The sequence below is a fragment of the Pseudorhodoferax sp. Leaf267 genome, assembly GCF_001422405.1.
Lineage (GTDB): Bacteria > Pseudomonadota > Gammaproteobacteria > Burkholderiales > Burkholderiaceae_C > Pseudorhodoferax.
The window spans coordinates 44,865-56,357 of record NZ_LMMV01000027.1 but is presented as its reverse complement, the minus strand read 5'-3'; the positions used below and the strand labels follow the sequence as shown (position 1 = coordinate 56,357).

Below are 11,493 nucleotides of genomic sequence, written 5' to 3'. Positions count from 1 at the left end.
ATGCTGCGCGAGACCCTGCCCCCGGCCGACGCACCGCCCGCCAGCGACGCCGCGCTGGAGCGCGCCAGCACGGCCGACGCCTGGCTCAAGCAGCTGCCGCAGTGGGCCCCCGAGCTGCAGCGCGCCGCCATCTGGCAGCTCGACGCCAACGGCCAGCCGCTGGGCACAGCCCTGGCCGGCCTGCCGTCGCTGGCCGACGCGGCGCTGCTCAAGCCCATCGCCGCGCCGGCCAGCCGCCAGGGGCAGGCGCGTGGGCCGGTGATCGCGCGGCTGGACGGCGTGGCGCGCATCGACTTCCCGGTGCCGCAGGGCGAGGCCGGCGGGCTGCTGGTCTGCCTGGCGCTGGCCGACCTGCCGTCGCTGGACACGCAGCGCCTGATGCGCCAGCTGCACTGGGGCGTGGCCTGGCTGCTGCGCCTGGCCGACCTGCAGGCCACGCAGTTGCTGACGGCGCGGCTCGAGCGCGCGCGCTTCGTGATCGACGCCAACGCGCTGATGCTGGACCAGTCCGACCCGCGCGCCGCCGCGCTGGCCCTGGCCAACATGCTCGCGCTGCGCTTCGGCGCCACGCTGGTGCAGGTGGGCGAGGTGCGCCAGCTGCAGACGCGGCTGTTCGTGCGCAGCAACACCGCCACGTTCGACGCGCGCACGCGGCTCAGTGCACTGGCCGAGGCGGCGATGAACGAGGCCGTGGACGAGCGCGCGCTGCTGCTGTGGCCGCCGCAGGGCGACGAGGCCCTGGGCACGGCCGCGCTGGCCGACTACGCCCATGCGCAGAAGGCCGGCGCGCTGGCCCTGCTGCCGCTGCTGCACCGGGGCGAAGTCAGCGGCGTGCTGATGCTGGAGCGCGACACCGCCTTCACGGCCGAGGAGGGCGAGGCGTTGCAGGTGGCGGCGTTGAGCATGGCGCCCATCCTCGCGCTGCACGCGCAGGCGTCGCAGGGCGCGCTGCAGCGGCTGCTGGGCGGCGCGCGCGCGGGCGTGCGCACGGCCACCGATGCGTCGCACCCGGCGCTCAAGCTGGGCGCGCTGGTGCTGGCCGGCGTGCTGGCAGCGGCCGTGCTGGTGCCCGTGCCGCAGCGTGTGCTGGCCCATGCCGCGATCGAGGGAGAGGTGCAGCGCGCGGCCGTGGCGCCGTTCGCGGGCTACGTGCGCCAGGCGCTGGTGCGCGCGGGCGACACCGTGCAGGCCGGCCAGCTGATGGCCGTGCTGGACGACAAGGATTTGCGGCTGGAGCGCCTGCGGCTGGAGTCGGAGCTCGAAGTCTCGCTGCGCAAGGAGCGCGAGGCCATCGCCGCCGGCAACCGCGTGGACACGCGGCTGGCCGCGGCGCAGAGCGGCAGCGTGCGCGCGCAGCTCGACCTGGTGCTGGAGAAGCTGCAGCGCGTGCGCATCGTGGCGCCGTCGGCCGGCGTCGTGATCAAGGGCGACCTGTCGCAGCAGATCGGTGCGCCGGTGGAGCAGGGCAAGGTGCTGTTCGAGGTCGCGCCGCTGGACGACTGGCGCGTGGTGCTGGAGGTGGACGAGCGCGACACCTCGCTCGTCGCGCTGGGCCAGGCCGGCCGCCTGGTGCTGACCACGCTGCCGGGCCAGGCCTTCGACTTCAGCGTGCGCCGCATCACGGCCGTGTCCACGGCCAAGGACGGGCGCAACTACTTCCGCGTGGAGGCCAAGGTCGCGCAACCCGACGCGCGGCTGCGGCCGGGCCTGGAGGGCGTGGCCAAGGTGGACACCGGCGAGAGCCCGGCGCTGTGGGCGTGGACGCGCCATTTCCGGCAGTGGGTGCGCGTGACGCTGTGGGAGCATCTTCCATGAGGGCATGTTGCTTGCGTGGCGCCGGCCGCAGCGCGGGCGTGGCTTCCTTTTTTTGCTCCCTCTCCTCCTGGAAGAGGGCTGGGGTGAGGGCGGGCGGCGGCAACGCTGACGCTGCCATTGCCCAGGCCGCAGCCCCTCACCCCCACCCTCTCCCCAGAGGGGCGAGGGAGCCAGGCTGCGTGCCAATCGGGCGCGGCGCTCTTCGCTCCCTCTCCCTCTGGGAGAGGGCTGGGGTGTGGGCCGGCAGCGGTACCAGGCACGCCGCCATTGCCCAGGCCGCAGCCCCTCAACCCACTGGGGCGACGGAGTCCGACACCCCATGAGCGTCGCCCTTCTCTCCGACCAATGGCACCGCGTGGCCGGCCTGCGGCCGCGCGTCGTGCCGCATGCGCGCGTGCACCGGCATGTGCTGCATGGCGAGGTCTGGCATGTGCTCGAGGACCTGGGCGGCGCGCGCCAGCACCGGCTCAATGCCAAGGCCTACCGCCTGCTGCGCATGCTGGACGGGCGGCGCACGCTGGACGCCGTCTGGCAGCGCCTGAGCCGCGAGCTCAGCGACGACACGCCCAGCCAGGACGACATCCTGCAGTTCGTCGGCCAGCTCAACGCGCAGGACCTGCTGGTCGTCGATGCCTCGCCCGACGCGGCCGAGCTGCTCGTGCGCCAGCAGCGCCAGCAGAAACAGAAGCGGCGCCAGACCATGGGCAACCCCATGTCGATCAAGCTGCCGCTGTGGGACCCCGACCGCTTCCTGCGCCGGCTGCTGGCCGTGACGCCGGCCGTGCCCGCCGCGCTGCTCTGGGCCGTGTGGCTGGCCGTGGTCGGCGGCGCGCTGCTGCTGGTGCCCGCGCACTGGCCCGACCTGTCGCGCAACTTCGGCGAGCAGATGCTGGCCATGGACAACCTGCTGCTCGCCGCGGTCGTGTTCCCGCTCATGAAAGCCGCGCACGAGCTGGCCCATGGCGCGGCCGTGGTGCGGCGCGGCGGCGAGGTGCACGAGATGGGCATCATGCTGCTGGTGTTCTACCCCACGCCCTATGTCGAGGCCTCGGCCTCCAGCGCCTTCGCCAGCCGCTGGGCGCGCATCGCCGTGGCCGGCGCGGGCATGGCCGTCGAGGTCTTCATCGCCGCGCTGGCCTTCTTCGTGTGGATGGCGATCGAGCCCGGCTTCTGGCGCTCGGTGCTCTACAACGTGATCGTGCTGGGCGGCGTCACCACCGTGCTGTTCAACGGCAACCCGCTGCTGCGCTTCGACGGCTACTTCATGCTGGCCGACGCCATCGGCGTGCCCAACCTGGCGCAGCGCGCCAACGCGTTCTGGCTGTTCCTGATCCGCCGCTTCGTGCTCGGCGCGCGCGGCGCCACCGTGCCGCCGGCCTCGCGCTACGAGATGGGCTGGTTCACCGCCTACGCACCGGCGGCGCTGGTCTACCGGCTGCTGCTCAGCTTCGGCATCGCGTGGTTCGTGGCCCAGCAGTACTTCTTCGTCGGCGTGCTGCTGGCCGCGTGGACGCTGGCGTCCGGCATCGTCTGGCCGCTGGCCAAAGGCCTGCATGCGCTGTGGACCTCGCCGCAATTCGCGGCCCGCCCGTGGCGCGCCTGGGGCGCCGTCGTGGGCCTGGTCGGCCTGGCGCTGGTGCTGCTGCTGGCCGTGCCGCTGCCGCGCCACATCCGCGTGCAGGGCGTGGCCTGGCTGCCCGAGGAGGCCTTGCTGCGCGCGCGCGCCGACGGCTTCGTGCAGGCCATCGCCGCCCCCGAGGGCACGGCCGTGCAACCCGGCGACCTGGTGGTTGCCACCGTGAACGCCGACCTGGCCGCGCGCGTGGCCGAGCTCACGCACCGGCTGGCGCTGGCCCAGGCCCGGCTCGACGCGGCCCTGGTGCACCAGCCCGCGCTGGCCGCGCGGCTGCAGGAAGAAGTGCAGGCCGAGCAGGCCGCGCTGGCCCGCGCGCAGGCCGATGTGGCCGACCTGGCCCTGCGGGCCGGCGTGCCCGGCACCGTGCGGCTGGAGCAGGCGCAAGACCTGCCGGGCCGCTTCGTCAAACGCGGCGACATGCTGGGCTATGTGCTGGGCAGCGCCGTGCCGCGCGTGCGCGTGGCGCTCACGCAGGCCGAGGCCGAGCTCGACCTGGCCAGCCTGCGCGGCATCGAGATCCGCATGGCGGGCCAGGTCGAGCACGCGCACGCCGGCCGCCTCACGCGCAGCACTCCGCAGGCCGGCCACAGCCTGCCGAGCGCGGCGCTGGGCAGCACGGGCGGCGGGCGCTTTGCGGTCGACCCGCGCGACGAGGCCGGCGCGACCGCGATGGAGACCGTGTTCCAGTTCGACATCGAGGCCGTGGACGCGGCCACGCTGGGGCCGGTCGGCACGCGCGCCTACGTGGCGCTGGAGCAGGCGCCCGAGCCGATCGGGATGCGCTGGTGGCGGCATACGCGGCGCCTGTTCCTGACGCACTTGAACGTCTGACATGCCCTCCTTCACCCAAACCCTCGACCTCGCCCGCAGCGGCAGTGCCTACCCCGAGCGCGCCGACCCGCGCGAGGGCGGGTGGGACCGGTGGGCGCGTGCCTGCTGGCGCCTGCTGGAGCCGCTGGACCGGCAGGACCAGATGCTGCGCCGGCGCGTGCAGCAGGCCGTGGACCGCGCCGCCGAGACGCGTGCGCTCGACGAGCCACAACTGCTGCAGCAGCTGCGCCGCAGCGCGCGTCGCGGCTGGGTCGACGCGTCTGCGCTGCCGCAAGCCCTGGCCTGCGTGCGCGAGCTGTGCCGGCGCAGCCTGCAGATGGAGCCCTACCCGGCGCAGCTGCTCGGCGCGGCCGGCCTGCTCACCGGGCGCCTGGTCGAGATGCAGACCGGCGAGGGCAAGTCGCTCACGGCCGCGCTGGCCGCCACGCTGGCGGCGGCGGCCGGCGTGCCGGTGCATGTGGTCACCGTCAACGACTACCTCGCGCAGCGCGACGCCGAGGAGATGGCGCCGCTGTTCGCGCGCGCCGGCCTCACGGTCGGCGCCATCGTCACGGGCATGTCGGTCACGCAGCGCCGCCACGCCTACGCGCAGGCCATCTGCTACTGCACCGGCAAGGAGCTGGTGTTCGACTACCTCAAGGACCGCTCGGCCTTCGGCGCCAACGTCAGCGCCACGCGCCAGCAGCTGCGCGCCTGGGTCAGCCACAGCCAGGCCGAGCAGAGCCTGCTGCGCGGCCTGCACTTCGCGATCGTGGACGAGGCCGACAGCATCTTCATCGACGAGGCGCGCACGCCGCTGATCCTGGCCGTGAAGGCCGGCGCCGAGGCCGTCGCGCCGCATTTCGCGCAGGCGCTGCAGATCGCCCGCACGTTGGAGCCGCAGCAGCACTACCTGGTGGACGCGCGGCGCCGCAGCATCGCGCTGACCGCGCTGGGCCGCCAGCAGGCGCTGCTGGCCAGCGCCGCGCTGGGGCCGGCGGCCAGCGCCGAATGGCAGGTGCGCATCGCGCGAGAGCACTGGGTGCTGCAGGCCCTGCGCGCGCTGCACCTGTTCATCAAGGACCACCACTATGTCGTGCGCGCGGACAAGGTCGAGATCGTCGACGAGAACACCGGCCGCGTGCTCGAAGGCCGCACCTGGGAACAGGGCTTGCACCAGATGATCGAAACCAAGGAAGGTTGCGCGCTCTCCGACCGCGCCAGGACCATGTCACGCATCACCTACCAACGCTTCTTCGCGCGCTATTTGCGCCTGTCCGGCATGACCGGCACGGCGCGCGAGGTGCGCGGCGAGATCCGCGCCTGCTACGGCCTGCGCACCCTGGTCGTGCCCACGCACCGGCCCTCGGCGCGCCAGCGCTGGGCCGACATCGTGCTGCCCGACACGCCGGCCAAATGGCAGCGCATCGCCCAGGAGGTGCAGGCCCTCGTGGCGCAGCAGCGCGCCGTGCTCGTGGGCACGGGCTCGGTCGAGGCGTCTGAGGCGCTGTCGGCCGTGCTGCAGGCACGCGGCGTCGCGCACCGCGTGCTCAACGCGCAGCAGGACGCGGCCGAGGCCGAGCTGGTGCGCAGCGCCGGCCTGCCCGGCACCGTGACGGTGGCCACCAACATGGCCGGGCGCGGCACCGACATCAAGCTGCCGCCCGAGGTGCTGGGCTGCGGCGGCCTGCACGTGATCCTGAGCGAGCACCACGAGTCGAGCCGCGTCGACCGCCAGCTGTTCGGCCGCGCCGGGCGCCAGGGCGACGTGGGCAGCGCGCAATGCATCGTGGCGCTGGACGATGCGCTGTTCACCGAGTTCGCGCCCGCGCTGGCGCAGCTGGCGCGCGGCCTGCACCACGCCGGCCTGCGCCGCGTGGCGTTGCGCCTGGCACGCGGCCTGGCCCAGCACCGCGCCGAGCGCCAGCACCGCGCCACGCGGCGCGAGGCGCTGCGGCATGACAACCAGCTGGCCGACCTGATGGCCATGTCGGGGCGGCTATGAAACAGCGGCTCATTGTTGTGTGCGCCGCGCTGCATCTGGCCGCGCCGGCCTGGTCGGCCGACGCCGTGCCCTGCCTGATCGAGCCGTCGCAGAAGCTCTCGATCCGCAGCACGGTGACGGCGCAGATCGCCGACATCCCGGTCGAGCGCGGCTCGGTGATCCGCAAGGGCCAGTCGCTCGTGGTGCTGGACGCCGCCGTGGAGAAGGCCGCGCTGGACTCGGCCCGCTACCGCGCCGTGATGCAGGGCCAGGTGGCAGCGGGCGAGGCGCGGCTCGCGCACCTGCGCGAGAAGCTGCGGCGCCGCGAGGAGCTGGTCAAGGAGAAGTTCGTCTCCAGCCAGGACCGCGACGACACGCTGGCCGAGTCGCGCGTGGCCGAGGCCGACCTGCTGGAGGCGCGCGACAACCGCGAGCTGGCCAAGCTGGAGGCCCAGCGGCTGGCGGCCGAATTGGGCCGGCGCAGCATCGTGAGCCCGGTCACGGGCGTGGTCACCGAGCGCCTGCAGAACCCGGGCGAGATGGCGCAGGCCGGCGAGAGCGCGGGTGCCATCCTCAAGATCGCGCAGACCGACCCGGCGCGCGTGGAGCTGGTGCTGCCCGTGGCCATGCACGGCCGCGTGAAGGTGGGCGACAGCATCACCGTCAAGCCCGAGGCGCCGTTCGGTGGAGACTACCAGGCCAAGGTGCGCGTGGTCGACCCGGTCATCGACTCGGCCAGCGGCACCTTCGGCGTGCGCGCGGAGTTCGCCAACCCGGCGGGCAAGGTGCCGCTGGGCGTGCGCTGCAGCGCGGGCTTCTAGGCGGCTGCCGGCAGGAAGCGCGCCGGCAGCAGTTCCTTGAACGGGAAGTACTGGAACCAGGGCCCGGCCTCCTGCACCGTGCGCGCCACCGAGGGCCGCGCCAGCAGCCGCTCGCAGTACGCGCGCAACTGCGCGTGCGCGGGCGGCACCGGCTCCAGGATCGCCGCGTAGAACAGCGCGGGCGATGCTGCGCAGTCGGCCAGGCTGAAGCCCTCGCTGGCGAGCCAGGTGCGGCCGTCCAGCTGGCGATCCAGCATGGCGTAGGCCTGCTGGATCAGTGCGCGCGCATCAGCCACGCCACGCGCGTCCTGCTCGCCGGCGGGGCGCAGGCGGTCGCCCACGATCTTCTGCATCGGCTGGTGCACGTACTGGTCGCATACGCGGTCCCACAGCCGCACCTGCAGCCGCGTGTCGGTGTCGGCTGGCAGCAGCGCCGCCGCGCTGGGGAAGTGCTGCGCCAGGTACTCGATGACGATGCTGGACTCGGCCACCGTGCGCGCCTCGTCCTGCAACACCGGGAACTTGCACATCGGCCACAGCGCGGTGAGCGTGGCGCGGTCGGCCGCGTCGCCCAGGTTCACGTGGCGCGGCGTGAACGGCACGCCGGCCTCGTAGAGCGCCACCAGCACCTTGTGGCAGTACGAGGACAGCGGGTGGTAGTACAGGGTCAGGGCCATGGGGTGTCTCCTCGCCGGTGGGGCAAAGCGGGCATTGTCTTGCGTGCCCCGGCTTTCGTCTCCTACAGCAGCCGCAGCGCCGCGCGGCTAGGCTGGGCCGTTCAACGCCACCCCACGCCGCCATGCTGTCATCCCCGGCCCTGCCACAGGCCCCTGCCGCGCCTGCTTCCCCGACCCCATGGCAGCGCTGGCGCCGCTGGCTGGTGCCGGTGTTCGGTGCCGTCGTGCTCGCGCTGCTGCTCTCGCACGCGCACAAGATCGACTGGCGCGGCGCCTGGGAGGCCCTGCAGCGCTACCCCTTCGCGCTGCTGGCCGGTGTGCTGGGCCTGGCCACGGCCAGCCACGTGCTGTATGGCTGCTTCGACCTCATCGGCCGGCGCCACACGCGGCACGGCCTGCCGTGGTGGCAGAGCTGGTCCATCGGCGTCACCAGCTACGCGTTCAACCTCAACCTGGGCTCGCTGGTGGGCGGCGTCGGCATGCGCGCGCGGCTCTACGCCAAGGCCGGGCTCGACGAGGCCACCATCTCGCAGGTGGTGGCGTTGAGCCTGGCGACCAACTGGTTGGGCTATGGCGTGCTGGCGGGCGGCCTGTTCGCGGCCGGCGCCGTCACGCTGCCGGCCGACGCGCCCATCGGCGCGATGGCCCTGCGCGCGCTCGGCGTGCTGATGCTGGCGCTGGCCGCCGGCTACGTGGCAGCCTGCGCATTCAACAAGGGCCGTGAATGGAGCATCCGCGGCCGCCGCGTGCACCTGCCCTCGGTGCCGCTGGCGCTGCTGCAGTTGGCCATGGCGGCGGCGAACTGGGCACTCATGGGCGGCGCGATGTCGCTGCTGCTCGGCCACGAGGTGCCGTATGCGACCGCGCTGGCCGTGCTGATGGCCGCCTCGGTGGTCGGCGTGGTGATCCCGATTCCGTCCGGGCTGGGCGTGCTGGAGGCCGTGTACCTGGCCCTTCTGTCGGGCACGGTGCCGCATGGCCGCGTGATGGGTGCCGTGCTGGCCTACCGGGCGCTGTACTACCTGCTGCCGCTGGGCGGCGGGCTGTTGCTGTACGCCGGGCTGGCGCGCTATGCGAAGGCGCACCCGGCGGCCGAGGCCGCGCAGGCGCCCGCGTGATGCAGGCCTGCCGGAGTCTGCTCCGCGCTTTCCCGGTGTGCGCATGCGCCTACCCGCTCGCCGAGCGCGGGCCGACAGCGAGCGCGGCCCGCTCTTTGCACACTGCGGCATGAATTCCATCTCCCATCAAGACGGCGGCTGCCTGGCCGCCCCCCGGTTTTGACGCGGCGCGCCTGCGGCATCCCCACGCTGCAACCGCACATCCGGCTGTACGGCCATGTCGATGCCGGCATGCTCGGCGAGTTCTTCCGCCAACAGGCGCAGGCACCGCAGGGCGAGCCCATCGTCTTCGAGATCAGCACCCAGGGCGGCGATGCCGACATCGGCCGGCGCATGGCGCAGGAGATCCGCCTGTGGCGTCAGCAGCGTCAGGCAGACCTGTATTTCCTTGGCAAGAGCTACGTCTACTCGGCCGGCGTGACGGTGATGTCCGCCTTCCCGGTGGAGCGCCGCTTCCTGACCGACGACACGGTGCTGCTGGTGCACGAGCGCAAGATCACCAAGACGCTGGAGTTGCAGGGCGCGCTGCGCGCCTGCCGTGCCCTGGTGGAGGACCTGCTCGCACAGCTGGAGTCGGGCCAGGCCGTGGAAGACCGCGACTTCGCGCGCCTGGTGCAGGGCAGCCGGCTGTCGCACGCTGCGCTGCGTGAACGCGTGATGGCGCGCGACTGGTATCTGCAGGCCGACGAGGCCCTGGCCCACGGCCTCGTGGCCGACGTGATCGGCGACGACGGCCTGGCCGCCGGCTGATCAGCCGATCTTGCGCAGGCTGGACAGGGCGACCTCGCCCTGGCCCGTCGAGAACACCGGGCTGCCGCCCGATCCCTGGCCGCCCTGGGCCTGGCTCACGCCCGAGATCCGGTGCTCACCCGTGTCGTACTGCTGCACGGTGCCGCCCTGGCGGATGGCCAGGCGCCGCTGCTGCGGAAAGAAGGCGTACTGCAGGTCGTTCTGGCCGCCGCTGGACGACGGGTTCGACAGGCCCTCGGGCCACCAGCTGTCGTCGGCCTGCATCGGCGCCATGGGCTTCATCGGTTGCATGGGCTTCATGGGTTCCATCGGCTTCATCGGTTCCATCGCGCGCTCCGTCCTGTGCAAAGGGATCGAGTGTGCGCAGCCTGGCAGCGCGCCGTGTCAGGGCCGCGCGGCTTGGCGCGTAGGCGCAGCGCGCCCGTGGCCTAGCGCCGGCTGCCCAGTGGCGGCGCGATGTCCTCCAGCGAGCGGCCCTCGGCGTCCACGCCGTAGCGCCACGCGATGACCGCGGCCAGCATCACCAGCACCGCGCCCACTGCATAGCCTGCGAACACGTTGGCCCGGCTGCCGGTCTCGATCAGCGCGCCGAACAGAGCCGGCGCCGCAAAGCCGCCAATGCCCGCGCCCACGGCGAAGAAGATGGCAATCGCCATGGCCCGCATCTCGAGCGGAAACACCTCGCTCACCGTCAGGTAGGCCGAGCTGGCGGCTGCCGACGCGAGGAAGAACACCGCCGACCAGGCCAGCGTCTGCGTGGTCGCGTCCAGCCAGCCGTACAGAAAGCCCAGCCCCGTGAGCAGCAGGCCCACGCCGGAGAGCCCATAGGTCAGCGCGATCATGAAGCGCCGGCCGATGCGGTCGAACAGCGGCCCCAGCAGCAGCGGCCCCAGCACGTTGCCGGCCGCGAACGGCAGGATGTACAGGCCCACGCGCGACGGCTCCACGGCATAGAAGCGCGTCAGCACCAGCGCGTAGGTGAAGAAGATCGCGTTGTAGAAGAAGGCCTGCGACACCATCAGCGCCAGCACCACGGCGCTGCGCTGGCGGTAGTGGTGCAGCAGCACCCAGGCCACGTCGCGCAGGCCGGGCAGCGCCGTGCGCTCGAACTGCGGGCCCGTGTCGGCCACCGCGGCCGGGCGCCAACCGGGCTGCTCGGCGCGGATGCCGGCCTCGATGGACGAGACGATGGCCTCGGCCTCGTGCGCGCGGCCATGGGCCATGAGCCAGCGCGGGCTCTCGGGCACGTAGCGCCGCACCACCAGCACCGCCACCGACAGCACCGCACCGAGCAGGAAACCCAGGCGCCAGCCCAGGTCCACGGCCAGCCAGCGCGTGTCCAGCAGCACCAGGCTCAGCGCTGCGCCCAGGGCTGCGCCGATCCAGAAGCTGCCGTTGATCGTGAGGCTCACGCGGCCGCGCACGCGTGCCGGCACCAGCTCGTCGATGGCCGAGTTGATGGCCGCGTACTCGCCGCCGATGCCCACGCCGGTCATGAAGCGGCACACGGCAAACATCGCAAAGCCCGGAGAGAAGGCCGTGGCCATGGTGGCCAGCATGTAGACCGCCAGCGTGATCAGGAACAGCTTCTTGCGGCCCAGCCGGTCGGCCATGCGCCCGAACACCAGTGCGCCGGCCACCGTGCCCGCCACGTACAACGAGCCGGACCAGCCCACCTGCGTGGCCGTGAGCGCCAGCGTGTCGGGGCGCTCCAACATGGAGCCGAAGGAGCCGACGATGGTCACCTCCAGCCCGTCCAGCACCCAGGCGATGCCCAGGGCCAGCACCACGCGCCAGTGCCAGCGCGACCAGGGCAGGGCGTCCATGCGCGCGGGGATGGTGCTGGGGGCGGGCATCGGGCGATGCTGGCTGGCTGCGCCTG

9 protein-coding genes are annotated in these 11,493 nt (G+C 73.0%); 6 read left to right on the top strand and 3 right to left on the bottom strand.

Annotation, left to right across the window (positions count from 1 at the left end):
* From ASF43_RS28605 to ASF43_RS28590, 4 genes are all read left to right on the top strand, one after another.
* Complete coding sequence (locus ASF43_RS28605; RefSeq protein ID WP_056189408.1) at positions 1 to 1,815, top strand: HlyD family efflux transporter periplasmic adaptor subunit; 1,815 nt, start codon at positions 1 to 3, stop codon at positions 1,813 to 1,815.
* Between the two features lie 319 nt (positions 1,816 to 2,134).
* Positions 2,135 to 4,282 (top strand): PqqD family peptide modification chaperone, encoded by a 2,148-nt coding sequence (locus ASF43_RS28600; protein ID WP_056189406.1) that lies wholly within the window; start codon positions 2,135 to 2,137, stop codon positions 4,280 to 4,282.
* Position 4,283: 1 nt separating this feature from the next.
* Positions 4,284 to 6,266, top strand: coding sequence for a DEAD/DEAH box helicase (locus ASF43_RS28595; protein ID WP_056189404.1), 1,983 nt, complete (start codon positions 4,284 to 4,286; stop codon positions 6,264 to 6,266).
* The gene (locus tag ASF43_RS28590) at positions 6,263 to 7,066 is read left to right on the top strand and encodes an efflux RND transporter periplasmic adaptor subunit (RefSeq protein ID WP_056189402.1); all 804 of its coding nucleotides are present in this window, start codon (positions 6,263 to 6,265) and stop codon (positions 7,064 to 7,066) included. Before ASF43_RS28595 ends, ASF43_RS28590 begins: the two co-directional genes overlap by 4 nt.
* Here ASF43_RS28590 and ASF43_RS28585 read toward each other — a convergent pair.
* Positions 7,063 to 7,743: a glutathione S-transferase family protein gene (locus ASF43_RS28585; RefSeq protein ID WP_056189399.1), complete on the bottom strand. Its 681-nt coding sequence runs from the start codon at positions 7,741 to 7,743 to the stop codon at positions 7,063 to 7,065. The two genes, ASF43_RS28590 and ASF43_RS28585, sit on opposite strands and share 4 nt — an antisense overlap.
* A 122-nt stretch (positions 7,744 to 7,865) precedes the next feature.
* Between ASF43_RS28585 and ASF43_RS28580 the strand changes: the two genes are divergently transcribed.
* Together ASF43_RS28580 and ASF43_RS28575 are read left to right on the top strand one after the other, a co-directional pair.
* The gene (locus ASF43_RS28580; protein WP_056189396.1) at positions 7,866 to 8,861 is read left to right on the top strand and encodes a lysylphosphatidylglycerol synthase domain-containing protein; all 996 of its coding nucleotides are present in this window, start codon (positions 7,866 to 7,868) and stop codon (positions 8,859 to 8,861) included.
* A 159-nt stretch (positions 8,862 to 9,020) separates the two neighbouring features.
* Positions 9,021 to 9,611 (top strand): ATP-dependent Clp protease proteolytic subunit, encoded by a 591-nt coding sequence (locus tag ASF43_RS28575; protein ID WP_056189394.1) that lies wholly within the window; start codon positions 9,021 to 9,023, stop codon positions 9,609 to 9,611.
* Here the strand turns inward: ASF43_RS28575 and ASF43_RS28570 are convergent, their stop codons facing one another.
* Together ASF43_RS28570 and ASF43_RS28565 are read right to left on the bottom strand one after the other, a co-directional pair.
* A complete protein-coding gene (locus ASF43_RS28570) occupies positions 9,612 to 9,911 on the bottom strand; it encodes a hypothetical protein (protein WP_235578405.1) in 300 nt (99 codons plus the stop codon). It lies immediately after the preceding gene.
* Positions 9,912 to 10,039: 128 nt separating this feature from the next.
* Entirely contained in the window at positions 10,040 to 11,467 is a 1,428-nt protein-coding gene (locus tag ASF43_RS28565) for an MFS transporter (protein ID WP_056189391.1), read from the bottom strand.
* Positions 11,468 to 11,493 lie beyond the last annotated feature (26 nt).